Here is a 16335-nt window from a genome sequence, read left to right as displayed (position 1 = left end):
AGTCGATAGGTAAATCATATGTCAATGACGGATAATGTAGCAGATATGTTAACTAGAATTAGAAATGCTTATAAAAGCAAATTGATAAATGTTTCTTTTCCTAGTTCTAAAATTAAAACTTCAATTTTAGATGTTTTGCAAAAAGAAGGTTATATAAAAGATTATATAACTACTCAAAAAAATAATATTAGTTATACTGAGGTAGCTTTAAAATACTCTGTTAATGGCGATGCTTCTATATGCGAAATTCATAGAGTATCAAAGCCTGGAAAAAGAGTATATTCTGCTATTAAAGATTTGAAAGGATATTATAATAATATGGGTATATATATTCTTTCTACTCCTTACGGTGTTATGTCTGATAGAGAAGCTCATATTAAAAATGTCGGCGGCGAAGTAATTTGTAAAGTATTTTAAGGTAAAAAATGTCACGTGTTGGAAAATTGCCAATTACTATACCTGAAGGTGTAAAAATTGGTTTAAATGATTTAGAAGTAAAAATATCCGGACCTAAAGGCGAATTATCAAAAACTTTTAAAGGTAATATAGCAATTTCATTGGCAGAAAATAAGCTTTTAGTAAAACCTTTAGCCGCAAAGAAAAATGCACGTGCTATGTGGGGGACTGCAAGAAGCATAATATCAAATATGGTTACCGGCGTTAAAGAAGGTTTTAAGCTTAAACTCGAAATTAACGGAGTCGGTTACAGGGCGATGGTAAAAGGTAAATATTTAAATTTAATGCTTGCTAAAAGCCATAATACAAAAATTGAAATACCTTCAGATATTAAAATAGAGATGCCTAAGCAAAATATTATTATTCTTGAGGGAATAGATAAAGAAAAATTAGGACAATTTGCTTCAATTATTATAAAACAGAGACCACCTGAGCCTTATAAAGGAAAAGGAATTAAATTTGAAAATCAATTTATACCGCGTAAAGAAGGTAAGAAAAATTAAATTTAAGAGTTAAATATGCGTAGTGCTAAGCTAAAATTTGAAAAAAGAAGAAGTAGAATAAGACATAAAATATCTAAAACATCTAATAGAGTTAGATTATCAATATTTAAGTCAGGTAGACATATATATGCACAAATTATTGATGATTCTAAGTCTATAACGATTGCTGCTGCTTCAACTTTAGATGAGAAAAGAAAAAAATCTCATTGTAATATTGAAAATGCTATCAAAGTAGGCGAAGAAATAGCAAAAAAAGCTTATGCTGCAGGGATAAAAGACGTAGTGTTTGATAGAGGCGGATATAAGTATCACGGTGTTGTAAAAGCGCTAGCTGATGCAGCTAGAGAGAAAATAAAATTTTAGGTTATAAGGTTGTAGTAATGTCTAAAGTTAAAAAAAATGACGAGACTTTAAGTGAAGTTTTAGTTGATGTAAATAGAGTTACAAAAGTAGTAAAAGGCGGTAGAAGCTTTGCTTTTTCTGCTTATGTAGTGGTCGGTGATAAAGCTGGCAGAGTCGGAGCGGGACACGGAAAAGCTAAAGAAGTAAATGAAGCTCGAGGAAAGGCAAAACAAGCCGCTAAAAAGAGAATGATGAAAGTACCGTTATATCAAAATAGGACTATTCACCATGACGTTGTCGGTAAAAGTGGAGCTGCTAAAGTGATTTTAAGAAGAGCTAAAGCAGGTACAGGCGTTATAGCCGGAGGATCTATGAGAGCAATTTTTGACTCTGTAGGCATTCATGATGTTGTTGCTAAATCAATAGGTTCAACGAATGTTTACGCAATGATTTCTGCAACATTTGATGCATTAAATAAACTTGCATCACCAAAATCTATTGCTATGAGAAGAGATAAAAAAGTAAATGAAATATCTGTAAAATCTGCTGACATTCAAGTTAATGAATAATGTTGCATAAGTAAGGTGAAGTTATGAATAATAAGATCAATAATATAAAAATTACTCAAGTTCACAGTGCTATAGGTCGTAAGTATGATCAAAGGTTGATATTAGTTGGGCTTGGTTTAAACAAAATTAATAAGAGCGTTATTCTTGCAAATACTAATTCAATCAAAGGGATGGTTAAAAAAGTAAAGCATTTGTTAAAAATAGAAAATATGTAATTAGAGTTTTTAAATGAAATTAAATGAATTATATAATAATATAGGTGCTAAAAAAAATAAGAAAAGAATAGCACGCGGTATTGGTAGTGGTAAAGGAAAAACCGGTGGTAGAGGAATTAAAGGTCAAAAATCTAGATCCGGCGTTGCAATAAAAGGTTTTGAAGGTGGTCAAACACCTATGATCAAAAGACTACCTAAAAGAGGGTTTAATTGTATTTCAACTAAAAAATACAATATAATAAATATTTATAATATTGAAGAAGCATTAGCCGATGGGCGTTTAAGTGCTGATGATAATATTACGAAAGAAAAATTGGTAGAAGCCAGAGTAGTTAATAATAAAAATAATAAGAAATTAGTGAAATTATTATCTATTTGTAGTGATGATTTCGCTGCTCCTCTATCATTAAAATTAGATGCTTATTCTTCTAAAGCTAAGGATTTAATCGAGAAAGCAGGTGGAAAATTATTATAGTATATGGGGCAGAATTTTTCTAAAAAATCCGGTAATGGTTTAGTTAGTCGCATTGTTTTTACTATGCTCATTCTTATAGTATGTAGATTTGGGTCTTTTATACCTATACCTGGTATAGATTCAATTGCTTTAAGTAGTGTGGCTGCAAAGAATCAATCCGGAATACTCGGAATGTTTAATATGCTATCCGGAGGATCGCTAGGTAGAATGTCCATTTTTGCTTTAGCAATTATGCCGTATATTACTGCCTCAATTATTATCCAATTAATGTCAGTTGCATATAAACCTTTGGAAAATTTAAAAAAAGAAGGGGAAGTCGGCAAAAGAAAAGTAAATCAGCTATCGAGATATTTAACGGTTCTACTTGCTTCTTTTCAGGCTTATGGAGTTGCTATAAGTTTAGAGTCGATTGTAACAAATACTGGTCCTGTAGTAATCTTAGCAGGTTTTTTCTTTAGAGTTACAACCGTAATTACTTTAGTTGTAGGCACGATGCTATTAATGTGGTTAGGAGAACAAATTACACAGCGCGGAATAGGTAATGGTACGTCTTTAATTATATTTATAGGTATAATTTCAGGAGTACCTAGTGCTATTATTAGTATGTTTGAATTATCAAGAAAAGGAGCATTATCGCCTTTAATAGCGATAGCTGTTTGTATTGGAGTAGTTGTATTAATAGCTATAATTATATTTTTTGAAAGAGCCCAAAGAAAATTATTGGTGCAGTATCCTAAAAGACAAGTAGGAAATAAAATTTATGGAGGCGAAGCAACCCATATGCCTCTCAAGTTAAATACTTCTGGTGTAATACCTCCAATATTTGCTAGTTCAATTTTACTATTTCCTGCTACGCTTGCTAATTTTTCTAATAGTAATTCAGAAACTATGGGCATGCTTACTTATTACTTAGGGCATGGAAAACCTGTATATATTTTATTATATGTAGCATTAATTATGTTTTTTAGTTTTTTTTATACTGCAATAGTATTTAATTCTGAAGAAACTGCTAATAATTTAAGAAAGTACGGTGCTTATATTCCAGGTAAAAGACCAGGAAAAAATACGTCTGATTATTTTGATTATATACTTACAAGGCTTACGGTTATAGGTGGGATATATTTAAGTGTAATATGTGTAATTCCGGAGCTATTAATGAATAAATATGTAATCTCTCTTTCTTTAGGAGGTACGAGTTTTTTAATTGTAGTGAACGTGGTACTTGATACTATGACTCAGATTCAAACTTACTTATTTAGTAGTAAGTATGAAGGTTTAATGAAGAAAATAAAATTAAAAAATTAAAAATGAGTTTAAATAGTGATAGTAATTTTTTTAGGTCCTCCAGGAGCGGGAAAGGGCACACAAGGAAAAAAGATAGCTAAAAAAATTGATTTACCACATATAGCAATCGGTGATATATTTAGAACGATTATTAAAACATCAACTAGTGAAGCAGAGTTAATTAATAATTATGTTAGGCAAGGGGAGCTTATCCCTAATGAAATAGTTAATCAAGTAATCAAAAATTTTTTATTATCCTTTGAATATAAAAACGGCTACATATTAGATGGATATCCGCGTAATTTAGAGCAAGCGCAATTTTTTGAATCATTTATTAAAGAAAAAATTAAAATAATATATTTTGATGTTTCAGGTGAATTATTAATTAAAAGAATTTTAGGAAGATATAGTTGTAAAAATTGCGGTAAAATATATAATAGGTACTTCTTGCAGCCTAAAACTGATAATGTATGTGATGTTTGTGGTTCAAGTACATTTGATTATAGAAAAGACGATAATGAAGAAGTAATAAAAAAAAGAATTGAAGTATATAAAACAGAAACATATCCGTTAATAGATTATTATAAAAATAGTGGTAATTTTTATATAGTTAATGGCAGTAAAAATGAACAAGAAATAGAAATGGATATACAGAAAATACTAAAAATAAATTGACTTTATCAAAGATTTTTATATTATCTTTTAGTTACCAGTAAAATGTTGGAGATTATTTGTGGCAAGAATTGCAAGTGTTAATATTCCTGATAATAAACGTTTAGTTGTGAGTTTAACTTACATTTACGGTCTTGGGCCTACTATGGCAGCAGAGATCTGTAATAAAGCAAAAATATCGAAAGATAAAAAAGTGAAAGAACTGACAGATCAAGAGTTAATAGGCTTACGTAATATTATTGAAAGTGAGTATAAAGTTGAGGGTGATTTAAGACGAGAAGTTACGCTTAATATTAAGAAAAAGAAAGATATAAGATGTTATCAAGGACTTAGACATATACGTAAGTTGCCGGTGAGAGGACAGAACACGCATTCTAATGCTCGAACTAGAAAAGGTAAAGCTATTGCGATAGCCGGAAAGAAAAAAGCTGTAAAATAATAGTTTAAGTATAGAGTATAAATAATGAATCAGACGGTTAAAGTTAAGAAAAAGAAAAAAACTATCACTCTTGGTGTTGTGCATATCCGAGCATCATTTAATAATACTATAGTAACATTTACTGATATCCAAGGTAATACCATTTCTTCTGCATCGGCAGGAGGTAATGGGTTTAAAGGGGCAAGAAAAGCAACACCTTATGCAGCTCAAGTAACAATTGATAGAGCATCGGAAAAAGCAAAAGAATATGGTCTAAAAACTATTTCTATTAGGATTGGAGGACCGGGGGCTCAGCGTGAATCAGCAATGAGAGCTTTATTCGGACAAAATTTTGTGGTTACATCAATTTTAGATGTATCGTCAATTGCTCATAATGGAGTAAGACCGCCAAAAAGAAGAAGAGTATAAGAGAATCATAGGTATTAAATGTTATCGTTAAGTAAAAATTGGAATACTTTAATAAAGCCGAATAAAGTTGCTTATGAAAATTTTCCAGAAACCAATAATAAAGCTAAAATTGTAGTTGAACCTTTAGAAAGAGGTTTTGGTTTAACACTCGGTAATGCTATGAGAAGAGTATTACTTTCTTCTTTACAAGGAGCAGCTATCACGTCTATAAAGATCCCTGCTATAGAACATGAATTTTCTTCTATACCCGGTGTAAAAGAAGATGTATCAGAAGTGATTTTAAACATTAAAGGTATTGAAGTAAAAATGTATGTTGCAGAAAAACGTATCATGAAATTAAAAGCAACAGGACCTTGTGTTGTAACGGCCGGTATGATTGAGACAGGTCATGATGTAGAAATACTGAATCCGGATCATGTAATTTGTGATCTAGCTAAGGACAAGCAGCTTGAAATGGAATTAACTTGCAAGGTTGGTAAAGGATATGTACTTAGCACAAATAATTATGAGGATAATTTACCTATTGGTGAAATAGCTATAGATGCTTTATTTAATCCGGTAAAGAGTGTTACTTATAAGGTAGAAAATACTAGGGTAGGTCAGGTTACCGATTATGATAAATTAATTATGTTTGTAGAAACTAACGGTGCTGTATTACCTGAAATGGCTGTAGGTTTAGCTGCACGTATTTTACAGGAGCAATTACAATTATTTATTTCTTTTGAAGAACAGGAAGAAGATAAGCAAGTTAAAACTGATGCTTTACCATTTTCACCTTATTTACTTAAGAGAGTTGATGAATTGGAATTATCGGTTAGATCGGCAAATTGTTTGAAAAATGATAATATAATATATATAGGGGATCTAGTAAAAAGAACGGAAGCCGATATGCTAAGAACTCCAAATTTCGGTAGAAAATCTTTAAATGAGATTAAAGAAATATTGGCAAAGTTTAATTTAAGATTCGGTATGGATGTACCGGATTGGCCACCGGAAAATATGCAGGAATTATCTAAACGTTATGAAGATTCTTATAATTAAGGACTAAAAAATGCGACATAAAATTAAAGGCAGAAAGTTAAATGTAACAAGTAGTCATCGGCAAGCAATGCTCGCTAATATGGCTGTAGCACTTGTAACCCATGAACAAATTAAAACTACTTTACCAAAAGCTAAGGAATTAAGACCTTATATTGAAACTCTAATTACTAAAGCTAAAAAAGCTGATTTAATGGTAAGAAGAAGCGTTTTATCAAAAATAAAAGATAAAACAGCAGTAGAAAAGCTTATAAATATTTTAGGTACCAGATATAAAGATAGACCTGGCGGTTATACTAGAATAATAAAAGCCGGATTCCGTTATGGTGATTTAGCACCGATAGCATATATTGAATTTGTGGATAGAGATATTAATGCTAAAGGAAATATACAGCAAGATGCTAATGAAGAAATTAAAAATTAAAATATAAGGGACTCGGTGATGGCTAATCATTCTTCAGCAAAAAAAGCTGCTAGACAAACAGTAAAAAGAACTCTAATCAATAAAAAACGATCTAGTGCAATAAAAACTTTTATAAAGAAAGTTGTACATGAAATCAGTCTTGGTAATAAAGAAAATGCTAACATAGCTTTATCTGTTGCTCAGTCTAAGGTAATGCAAGGTGTGAAAAAAAATATAATTAAATTAAATACCGCCTCAAGAAAAATCAGCAGATTATCAAGGCAAATAAAAAGTTTGAAAGTAAATAACACTTTATAGTAATTTAAAAGCAAAAACTAATAAAATTTTGCTAAATTATTTATATACTTCTTATTGATTATAAATGATGTTATTTTACTAATTAATAAAAAATATGGGCGATTAGCTCAGCTGGTAGAGTATCTCGTTTACACCGAGAGTGTCGGCGGTTCGAGTCCGTCATCGCCCACCAATCAAAAGTTTTTAGTATTTCAACGATCAAACAATGAATGAAGCTTAAACTCAAGTGTTTCAGTTTTAAATGTTGCAATAGTTAAACCTATCAAGAAAAACAATATCTTTGTGAAATGGCATTTCTAACTAAGTATATATTAGTTAATAATTTAATGCCATTGCTAGAAAATTACAAAGTAATTGACGAAATAATCCAGTATAAAAATACTAAATTTTAGCATTTTTTAGTACTTTTTCTAAATTCCCGGGTTCTTTATAGTTATAGTTTTTTATTGTGTAAATCAGGAAATACGTTCAGTTTCATACAATAGACCTCTTCAGACATTCTACTTCTAGAGGTAATGTGTATGTCGATCCTTACCACTCATCCTCACATACTAGTATGTATGCTTCGGTTCAAAGTGAAGTGTCTCTTTCAAATTCCTCTCTAAATCCTTATTTCTGAAGAAGTCTAATAAAGTTTACGTTAATTCGTTGACAAGAAGAAAACGAGAAGAGATTGATATAGCTAGGGTTAAATAAAAATGGTATGCTATTAATTTGTCATCCCGTGGCTTGACCACGGCATCCAAAACTTTTTAAGGTTTTCTGGATACCGGGAACAAGTCCCGGTATGACAGTTTATATCTTTTTTATCTTGCTTTAGCCATAGTTACGTATTAATATTATACATTACTTGGCTGATTGTTTTTGGAACCTGCGGTCAAGCGAACTAGAATGATATGGGTGGAATCGATCTGCGTAATAATGCTATATCGTGGTCAACAAGCCATGGTATGACACTGAATAAATGTCCTGATCCATACGAGTTTTTAGAATCTTTCATATACAGCATAATTCATAAAGCTTGATACAAGCGAATTTTGTACTATCGCCTTTGCTCACATATTAATATACGCCTAGCTCGCTCGCCTTGACATTTATCTTGTCGGAACCTTTCTGAATTCTACTGTAATTCTTTTCTGCATTATTTATTACTTTTGCCTTTATTTTTACTAGATTTTCAAAAAAAAATAGCAAAGTATAAATTGTACGAGGAAGTGGAAGTTAAAGCAGCTAATAAAGTAAAATGATAGTTGTTTAAATACAATAATGCTACAAGCTGCGTTACTTCATGATACTATTGAGGATACAGAATTAACTGAAGAAATGATTAACGGCATTTTTGGAGCAGGAGGTAGCAAAACATGTAGAAGACCTAACTCGCATTAAAACCTTACGGGAAAATTACTGCTGAAGAAAGCTTAAATCTATTAATTAAACAGCAAAGATATAATACGGCACTTATAAAATTTTTTGATAGAGTCCATAATATACAGACTTTAGGAGCTAAATCACCTGAGAAAAGAAAATATGCATTAAGGATTGTGATAAAGCAAATAACCAAAATATTAATAACTTAAATTTTATAAGAATTAATGGATATATTTTATAGCATAGATAAGTTAATATTATATATGAACCTAAATTTACTATTGAGACAATAAAATTATTATGTATGATCTGTTCACTGGTGTAACCAAAGGTATTTTTTAATATATTACTACAATGTGAGTAGGTAAAATAAAATGATACCAGGCCATGCAACATTCAATTAAAAAATAAGCTAAACAGGTTTTTTTATTGACCTTTTCTTGTAGCAGAAAATGGTTTTTTAATTTTTTAATATTTATATCTCCTTTTTTTCAATAGCATCAGCTAAGCTTTCTTGAAGTTGGTGTTTTGCATCTGCAAATACAGGAGTTTCCTATAAAGTAGTTCGTGCAGTTAGTCCAATCACGGCAATAACTGCTCACATCCAAAAGGCTATACGCCAACTAAAACTATAGCTGGTAACTATAGATACTATACCGAGTGCTGCAACGCCTCCTACAGTAGATGCTGTGAAATCATAGCCACGCTTGAATATTGAGTAGGAGGTTTTGTGATTTCGGTTAAGTAAATTTGAGCCCCCATAATCTCGCCCATTGATTAGATCCCTTGAGCAACTCTACATAATGTTATAACTATAGGTAGCAGCTATACCTATTTCTGAGTAAGGAGCAAGAGTCGCTGTAATAGTAATTGCCATAATAGCTTGGGTGATAATAACAGTTACTTTTCTGCCTATATTGTCACTAATCCAACCAAATATTATATAGCCCCTACCGGTCTAAAAACGAAAGTAGAACAAAACGCAAAAGCATTAAGAAGTGAATTAACAAAAGGATCATACTTAGGCAAAAATAAATCATTTAAAAGTATTACCATATGCACGTAAAGCATTAGGTCACAATACTCAAGAAATATACCAATAGATAAATAGTCCTATTGCTTCTTTTTGCTTATGTGTTAAGCTTCTTTGTTCTTTCTCATAGCCGAGTATAATTTCTTTACAAAAGTTAAATTGTAAAGAAATTATACTGTTTTATATAAAAGTCAATAGGAAATTTTGCTAAGAAGTCTATTGATGATTTCCTATTTTACCTTATTAACCCTAAATCTTTTTTTTCAATTCTTTTTATATAATTATTTGGCGTACCTGTATTTTTATTAGAAATAGTATTATTAATTAATTGTTTCCCAATTCTATTTACTATATTTTCTGTGCCGCTTAGTTCTAATTTCTTTTTTTACTGTATCGTTTTGTATTCCTTATGATCGTTAGTATTTGTATTTTCAACTGTTTTTGTTAACACGCTTTTATGAGTAGTTATTTGTTTCGGTTGTTTATAAAAAGGACTATGTGCCCTATCTATATCTTTTAGTATATCTACTATTATATTTTGTGATGTTATTTCTGCACTAAGCTGATTAAATCGCTGTTGTTTTTCTTGATCGGTAAATCTAAAGTAATTCTTATCTTGTAGTAATGAGTTTAATGCTACAGTTTGAATAGTGTGTTTATATCCTATCTCTGCTAATGCTTGTATATTTTTATAATTACCTATATCTGCTTTTTGTGTTTCTTGATTAATATTATGGTTTAGCTCCTTAATTAACTTTATCCTATCTTGGATCTGATTGACCGAATCTTTAGAACCGTTTAATGATTGTAATCCTATATTTATTGATGAAATTATTTGTGCTACATTATTACCGACTATAGATGCTTATATCCCCGCCACGTTTACTATATTATTTATTACATTTGTTATAACCGATGCTATAAATAATGATTTAGTACCTTTATTACTTTTGTCTTTCGTTTGTTGCTGCTCATTATGTATATATAAATCATCTTTTAAAATATCTTTTAACTTTGGATCAATTTTTAGAAGAGCTTGTTGTTTACTCAAATCATCACGATGTTTTTCTAATAATTTATTTTCTTGTGTAAGAAGACGTATCTTGCGAGTATGTACTACATCTATTATGGCTTTACCTACTATAGATGTTGCCATGGCAGCAGCTGATACAAACATAAATGGAGCTGTGGCATGCTATAGTTGCCAGCATAATACTACTTGCTATTAATCCAAGTACGCTAGCTGTGGTTTTATTAAAAAGAATCTTTCCTGTTACGTTGCTTATTTTCTTTATATTACCCCATTTTGAGGTCTTAATACTATTTATAATACTGGATGTTCTTGAGTTATTTTGTGCTTTATACTCACTTTTATAAATTAGTATTGCGGTGTTGTTCATGGGTTGTTAAGGCGTGTGTGCCTCTACTCATTAATTGCTGTATTCGTTCTTGCTCTATTATATATAAATCATCTTTACTTTTTACTGTTTCTTGAGAAATTATACGCTCCAAGTTACGCCTTTGTATAACTTCTATATCATCCATACTTCTAAATATTGGAGGCTGCTTTTTAGTTACTGTGTCTATATTATTGGATGATGCCTTTACAATCTCTAAATCCTTTTCTAGTGAGTGTGGCATATTTCTTTTCTTTTTTATAGGTCTTGCCATTCTATTCGCTCCATTTGTATGCCTTTAATCTGTTTTAGGGTGCATTATAGATAATTATTAACAAATTTTAATAATTATCTATAATTAAATTACTTAAAATGCAAATTTAAGGTAAATCTTTATCATGAATTAGTGTTAATAGAGCAAAGAGAGATAAATAATAACATACACTAACTAAAAGTGATTGTATTATTAAAAAATTCATATATTAATTAAAATACAAAGTTATTTATTAATCATTATGTCAAATACACCTAAGTTAGAAAATCACTATAATAAATTGTTACAAGATATTATGCTTAAAACATTAGAGCAGAATCAAATTGTAGAAACCTATTTAATACAAGAAGATTTGAGTAGTACTTTAGATGAGCTGCAAACAATAAACGCAAAGCTTGAAGAATATTGTAAGGTTTTTGCTCTGCTTGAAAGAATTAAAACTGAATTAGCTGAAGAAGATACAGTATATAACTAATTTAATTTATATAAAAGCTGCAAGCGTGCAAGCCGCATTTCGCCTTTTATATTCAATAATAATTTCCTGCTTCAACTTCTAGCTTTTTAAAAGGTGATATACCGAGGCTATACCCTATAATAATAGGAATTACTATCATCAACAATCCTAAATTATTAAAACGTTCTGTTAAATAAACAAGCCCAAAAGAACTAATTACATACATAGCTCTTGAATAAGCATATATAAAGCTAGCATAGGTAAATCGTTTTACAACCGGAAAACTTTTGTAAAATATTGGCATTGCCGGGGATTCACTTGGAGAAAAAGTCACTACAATTAGTGGAATTAAGAGACTTTGCTAACCTTGCGTTATATTATCTAATATTAATGGACTAGATAGAAGAAAAGTTAAAAATATTACTAATTGCATTTATAGCATAAACACGTAAGTGCTAGTGCTACAAAAAATTCTACTATAGAAATTTGTATTAAAAAATAATAAATTGCAGCCTGCTTATTAACTTTTTCCTGCCATACAGGATTATTTGTTATCTTTGCTACATCAATTATATTACTATCTTTTATCGTTTCTTGTATTCTACACTTAGCATCAACAAAATCCGGTGTTTCTCGCAAAGTAGTCCTAGCAGCACTACCTATTAATGCAATTCCTGTACCTACCCAAAATGCGATACGCTAATTAAAGTCATAGGATGTAACTCAGGTTTCTACGCCAAGGGCCCACAGTTAATCCTAAGCTAGCACACACCCCTATGCTAAGGCAGGAAAGCGTTTAAGAACTCCAACAGATTCCGTTAAATATAATTCTGCTCCTACTCTTGCTCCCATGGATGACATACCTTGCACTATACGGCATATTGTTACTATGCAGGCGGCACTAGCACCTACTTAGGCATAAGTAGGAAGATTAACCATAACGATTCAAGAAAATGACATTAAAATAGTGGTAATAATGACTGTGGATTTCCGACCTATATTATCAGCCAAATAATAAAGCTCCTAAGAGGGTCTAAAAATAAAAGTAGAACAAAAAGAAAAAACTGCAAGAAGTCGATTAACGTGAGTATCATATTGCGGAAAGAAAAGCTCATCAATTAGTACTGCCATATGAACATATAGCATAAGATCAAAATATTCTCAAAAAGTACCTATAGATAGTAAGCCTATGCCTATAGCCCGTTTTTGTTCTCTGTTTAAACTTTTTTGTTTTTTTTCGTATCCCAACACAATTTTTTCTAAAAAGTTAATTTATAGAAAGGTTATATTGAGACGATTTCAAGTCTATAAATTCAAGGCAAAAGTTACAATGTTTTATGATTATACTTATTTAAAACTTCTTTGACTAATGAAGTTGTGATTTTTCTTTTGGAAATTAAAGCAAAATAGTTAATATTGTCTAATATTTCTATAATTTTCGAATATTCCCTAGGCAAATTTACTAAAAGAAAATCTATTATTTGTCGGGATATTGTTACCGAAGCAATAGCAAAATGCTTAAATATTAGAATTTTGATTAATTCATCGTCAGGTGAGTTTAATAGAATACTAAGTACTGATTTAATACGTGAAGATAAATCGGGTAAAGTAAAATTTCTGCTTTTATCAGATGCGGTAAGTAAAAGATATTTTTGTTTTTCGTTAATAATATTAAATATATGAAGTAATGTCGGCTCTTGCCAGTTTTCAATATCGTCAATGATGAAAGCATTATATTTTTCTGAAATTTCTTCATTAAAAAAAATATCTTTAATAATATAGGCATTGCTTAAATTTTGCCATATTTTGGTTAAATAAGTTTTGCCTGATGAAGAAGGGCCTTTAATTAATAAAGTAAATTTATAAGGGTTAACGCCAAAGCCGCACTGCCAATTTTTTATAATATTATAAGCTTGATCGTTAGAACTAGAAACAATAAATTCATCAGGATGATATTTACTAGAAGTAGTAAAACGAAATATATATTGCTGCACTGTTATAAAAATTTTTTAGTCGTCTATTCGATAGAATTGGCTAGATTGATAAAATTTAATTAGATTCAAAAGTAAAATTTTTGTAATCCCTGCAATCGGTATAGCAAAAAATATTCCAATAATTCCAAATAAACTGCCGCAGGCAAAAATTGAGAATATAATCCAAAGAGGATGCAACCCTATTTTATCACCGATAATTTTAGGGGTGAAAATATAAGACTCGCAAATATTTCCAACTAGATAAATTATCATTATATATAGTAATTTAGTAGTTACACCAAAAGTTAAATAGCCGATAATTAGAGTTAAAAGAAATGATATAAAAGTACCAAGGAAAGGAATAATAACTAAAAATCCTGTTAAAATGCCAAGTAAAAGAGCGAGATCAATACCTATTACGGTAAATGCAATACTATAATAAGTAGATAATAATAAGCAAATATTTAGCTGTCCTCTTATGTAAGCAGATAACAGATTATTAATTGCCGATAATATTTCAAGGATTTTCGGTCGGGTTTTTATAGGTAATAATGATTTCATGTTTGCAATAATTTTAGCCCAATCACGTAGGAAATAGAATAATATTATAGGTATAAGTAAAAATAAAACAAATATGTTAATAGTTATAATAGTATAACGCCAAAAATTATTAGCAATACTGCCAAGTATAGTAAATATACTATTTATAAAATTGCTTAAAGAATTCTTGATTTTATCGGCAATATCAGGTTCTATCGAATAAATTTTTACCATTATAGGCGGTAATATTTCTGCCTGTAAATAATTGTTATATTTTGGAATATTATTTATAAAAGTAAAAATTTGTCCATAAATTATCGGCACTAAAATAGTTAAGCTTAAGAAAAATATGCTCAAAAATATCAGATAAATTATGCTTGATGCAAATTTATTTGATATTTTAAATTTTGATGCGATAAAACCTATAGCAGGCTGTAGTAAGTAAGATATTATAAATGCGATAAAAAATGGTTTTATTGCGTCTGAAATTAGCATAAAACCGCTGATAAAAAGCCCTAAAAAAACTAGCCAAAATATAACGGTTCTATTCATTATTACTTTCCTCATTTTCTATACGAAGATCAACTGCAAAAAGAGCTAGGAGTTCACAAGGCGAAGGTCACAGCGTATACTTAATACGTGTCTTGTAAAACGACGACGCCAATTTTTGAAGTTGATCGAGCATTAAGGTTTTTTAACTACTTGTACGGTAGCAGGACGCAGTAGTCTATCTCTAATTTTATATCCTGATTGCATTAAAGTAATAATACTATTCGGTGCATGATCAGGATGTTCTATCTGTGCAATTGCATTATGTAAATTATAGTCGAACATTGATCCTATTTCCGGCTTTATTTCTTCAATATGATGTTTATGAAAGACTTTGTCTAGCTCGTCTTTAGTCATCTGAACGCCTGCAATAATATTTGTGACTTCTACATCAGAATTTGCCGGTTTATGTGCTAATGCTCTTGAAAGATTATCACTAACATTTAGTAGTTCTTTAGCAAATGTAGCAATTGCATAATCTTTTGCTTCGTCACGTGCTTTTTCTAAACGCTTTCTTGTATTGTCTATTTCAGCAGTAGTTCTTATTAGCTTATCTTTTAGCTCTTCAATCTCGGCTTTTAACGCTGTTACCTCCGGATTTGCTGTTTCAACTATCTCTTCAGCAATATCATTTATTGTTTGTTCATTATTTTCTATATTATCGTCTATCATATTATTTACTTTATATTTATTTCTTTTTTGAGGTATATATAGATATAATAAAAATTTTTTCAATGGTATACTCGTTTAATTTGAAAAATTGGTGTCGTTGTTTCGTATTTTTTTATCCTCACGTACTAGTATGTATGCTGCGGTCAAAAAATATGAAACTCCTTACTCTTTTCCACATTAAACTTTACTATTTATTTTTACTTATGGAGTACAAATTGTATTATGAGACAGTCAGGAAGAAAAAGTAACCAATTACGTCCTATTTCATTAGAATTATCCCCGCTTATTAATGCGGAAGGTTCATGTCTTATTAAAATCGGTAATACACATGTCATGTGTAGTGCTACTTGTGAAACTACCGTACCGCCATTCTTGAGGGGACAAAATCAAGGCTGGATTACTGCCGAGTACGGTATGCTTCCCGGTTCTACATCACAGCGTATTAAAAGAGAAGCGGCACTTGGGCAACAAGGCGGAAGAACGCAAGAGATACAGCGTTTAATAGGTAGGGCGATGCGATGTGTAATTGATGTGAGGAAACTAGGCGAGAGGCAAATTATCATAGATTGTGATGTTATTAATGCTGACGGCGGTACTAGAACTGCAGCAATAACAGGGAGCTACGTAGCATTGCACCTAGCTATTAGGTCCTTGATGAAAAAGAGAGTTTTAAAGGTGAACCCGTTAATTAGTCAAATTGCAGCTATTTCTTGCGGTATATATAAAGGTGAGGTGATACTAGATTTGGATTATTTAGAAGATAGTGATGCGGACGTGGATAGTAATTTTGTGTTTGCAGGTAACGGTAATTTAATCGAAGTACAAGGCACGGCAGAGAAAAATCCTTTTTCCGAAGAGCAGTTTTTAGCAATGTTAAAACTTGCTAAAGGCGGAGCTGCGGAATTATTTAAACTACAAAATCAGGTACTGCTTGGGTCTTAGAAAGTTGCTAA

At 30.7% G+C, this 16335-nt stretch carries 22 protein-coding genes, 1 tRNA gene and 2 pseudogenes; 17 read left to right on the top strand and 8 right to left on the bottom strand.

Features of this window, described 5'->3' with window-relative positions:
• Positions 1–18 precede the first annotated feature (18 nt).
• The 15 genes and pseudogenes from rpsH to RSA_RS10330 all read left to right on the top strand — a co-directional run.
• On the top strand, positions 19–417 hold the full coding sequence (gene rpsH / locus RSA_RS04970) for a 30S ribosomal protein S8 (RefSeq protein WP_010977581.1): 399 nt from the start codon (positions 19–21) through the stop codon (positions 415–417).
• Positions 418–425: 8 nt separating this feature from the next.
• Positions 426–959 (top strand): 50S ribosomal protein L6, encoded by a 534-nt coding sequence (gene rplF / locus RSA_RS04965; protein ID WP_014364918.1) that lies wholly within the window; start codon positions 426–428, stop codon positions 957–959.
• 15 nt (positions 960–974) lie between these two features.
• Complete coding sequence (rplR, locus tag RSA_RS04960) at positions 975–1322, top strand: 50S ribosomal protein L18 (RefSeq protein WP_014363192.1); 348 nt, start codon at positions 975–977, stop codon at positions 1320–1322.
• A gap of 17 nt (positions 1323–1339) precedes the next feature.
• Entirely contained in the window at positions 1340–1870 is a 531-nt protein-coding gene (rpsE, locus tag RSA_RS04955; RefSeq protein ID WP_014364917.1) for a 30S ribosomal protein S5, read from the top strand.
• Between the two features lie 23 nt (positions 1871–1893).
• Positions 1894–2085: a 50S ribosomal protein L30 gene (gene rpmD, locus RSA_RS04950; RefSeq protein WP_012151139.1), complete on the top strand. Its 192-nt coding sequence runs from the start codon at positions 1894–1896 to the stop codon at positions 2083–2085.
• A gap of 13 nt (positions 2086–2098) precedes the next feature.
• Complete coding sequence (rplO, locus tag RSA_RS04945) at positions 2099–2560, top strand: 50S ribosomal protein L15 (RefSeq protein ID WP_014273685.1); 462 nt, start codon at positions 2099–2101, stop codon at positions 2558–2560.
• A gap of 3 nt (positions 2561–2563) precedes the next feature.
• Positions 2564–3865: a preprotein translocase subunit SecY gene (secY, locus tag RSA_RS04940; protein WP_014364916.1), complete on the top strand. Its 1302-nt coding sequence runs from the start codon at positions 2564–2566 to the stop codon at positions 3863–3865.
• Positions 3866–3880: 15 nt separating this feature from the next.
• The gene (locus RSA_RS04935; protein WP_014364915.1) at positions 3881–4519 is read left to right on the top strand and encodes an adenylate kinase; all 639 of its coding nucleotides are present in this window, start codon (positions 3881–3883) and stop codon (positions 4517–4519) included.
• 58 nt (positions 4520–4577) lie between these two features.
• On the top strand, positions 4578–4955 hold the full coding sequence (gene rpsM, locus RSA_RS04930; RefSeq protein WP_004997837.1) for a 30S ribosomal protein S13: 378 nt from the start codon (positions 4578–4580) through the stop codon (positions 4953–4955).
• Positions 4956–4979: 24 nt separating this feature from the next.
• The gene (gene rpsK, locus RSA_RS04925; RefSeq protein WP_008580920.1) at positions 4980–5363 is read left to right on the top strand and encodes a 30S ribosomal protein S11; all 384 of its coding nucleotides are present in this window, start codon (positions 4980–4982) and stop codon (positions 5361–5363) included.
• An 18-nt stretch (positions 5364–5381) separates the two neighbouring features.
• Positions 5382–6404: a DNA-directed RNA polymerase subunit alpha gene (locus RSA_RS04920; RefSeq protein ID WP_014364914.1), complete on the top strand. Its 1023-nt coding sequence runs from the start codon at positions 5382–5384 to the stop codon at positions 6402–6404.
• A gap of 10 nt (positions 6405–6414) precedes the next feature.
• Positions 6415–6825: a 50S ribosomal protein L17 gene (rplQ, locus tag RSA_RS04915; RefSeq protein WP_004997844.1), complete on the top strand. Its 411-nt coding sequence runs from the start codon at positions 6415–6417 to the stop codon at positions 6823–6825.
• Positions 6826–6843: 18 nt separating this feature from the next.
• Positions 6844–7122, top strand: coding sequence for a 30S ribosomal protein S20 (gene rpsT / locus RSA_RS04910; protein WP_014364913.1), 279 nt, complete (start codon positions 6844–6846; stop codon positions 7120–7122).
• A gap of 96 nt (positions 7123–7218) precedes the next feature.
• A tRNA-Val gene (locus RSA_RS04905) sits at positions 7219–7294 on the top strand.
• Between the two features lie 1088 nt (positions 7295–8382).
• A pseudogene (locus tag RSA_RS10330) lies at positions 8383–8693 on the top strand (HD domain-containing protein); the annotation flags it as partial.
• A gap of 736 nt (positions 8694–9429) precedes the next feature.
• On the opposite strand, the pseudogene RSA_RS10325 reads toward RSA_RS10330, so the two are convergent.
• The 3 genes and pseudogenes from RSA_RS10325 to RSA_RS04880 form a co-directional block, all read right to left on the bottom strand.
• A pseudogene (locus RSA_RS10325) lies at positions 9430–9661 on the bottom strand (hypothetical protein).
• Positions 9662–10388: 727 nt separating this feature from the next.
• Positions 10389–10700 (bottom strand): hypothetical protein, encoded by a 312-nt coding sequence (locus tag RSA_RS07865; RefSeq protein WP_014364912.1) that lies wholly within the window; start codon positions 10698–10700, stop codon positions 10389–10391.
• A 194-nt stretch (positions 10701–10894) separates the two neighbouring features.
• Positions 10895–11194, bottom strand: coding sequence for a hypothetical protein (locus RSA_RS04880; RefSeq protein WP_012151129.1), 300 nt, complete (start codon positions 11192–11194; stop codon positions 10895–10897).
• A gap of 241 nt (positions 11195–11435) precedes the next feature.
• Here RSA_RS04880 and RSA_RS04875 point away from each other — a divergent pair, with 241 nt between their 5' ends.
• Complete coding sequence (locus RSA_RS04875; RefSeq protein WP_014364910.1) at positions 11436–11669, top strand: hypothetical protein; 234 nt, start codon at positions 11436–11438, stop codon at positions 11667–11669.
• A gap of 52 nt (positions 11670–11721) precedes the next feature.
• Here RSA_RS04875 and RSA_RS07855 read toward each other — a convergent pair whose 3' ends face one another.
• The 5 genes from RSA_RS07855 to grpE form a co-directional block, all read right to left on the bottom strand.
• Positions 11722–11952: a hypothetical protein gene (locus RSA_RS07855; RefSeq protein WP_155105207.1), complete on the bottom strand. Its 231-nt coding sequence runs from the start codon at positions 11950–11952 to the stop codon at positions 11722–11724.
• Between the two features lie 119 nt (positions 11953–12071).
• Positions 12072–12287, bottom strand: coding sequence for an MFS sugar transporter (locus RSA_RS04865; protein WP_231284211.1), 216 nt, complete (start codon positions 12285–12287; stop codon positions 12072–12074).
• 686 nt (positions 12288–12973) lie between these two features.
• The gene (locus RSA_RS04860; protein ID WP_014363185.1) at positions 12974–13642 is read right to left on the bottom strand and encodes an HdaA/DnaA family protein; all 669 of its coding nucleotides are present in this window, start codon (positions 13640–13642) and stop codon (positions 12974–12976) included.
• 15 nt (positions 13643–13657) lie between these two features.
• Positions 13658–14713 (bottom strand): AI-2E family transporter, encoded by a 1056-nt coding sequence (locus tag RSA_RS04855; RefSeq protein ID WP_014364908.1) that lies wholly within the window; start codon positions 14711–14713, stop codon positions 13658–13660.
• Between the two features lie 132 nt (positions 14714–14845).
• A complete protein-coding gene (gene grpE / locus RSA_RS04850) occupies positions 14846–15382 on the bottom strand; it encodes a nucleotide exchange factor GrpE (RefSeq protein WP_010977570.1) in 537 nt (178 codons plus the stop codon).
• Positions 15383–15604: 222 nt separating this feature from the next.
• On the opposite strand from grpE, the gene rph reads away from it, so the two are divergent.
• Positions 15605–16324, top strand: a complete 720-nt coding sequence (rph, locus tag RSA_RS04845) for a ribonuclease PH (protein WP_012151123.1) — start codon at positions 15605–15607, stop codon at positions 16322–16324.
• The last annotated feature ends 11 nt before the right edge of the window (positions 16325–16335 follow it).

The organism is Rickettsia philipii str. 364D (assembly GCF_000283995.1).
Lineage (GTDB): Bacteria > Pseudomonadota > Alphaproteobacteria > Rickettsiales > Rickettsiaceae > Rickettsia > Rickettsia rickettsii.
The sequence above is the reverse complement of the archived record's forward strand: the minus strand, read 5'-3'. Positions and strand labels throughout refer to the sequence as shown.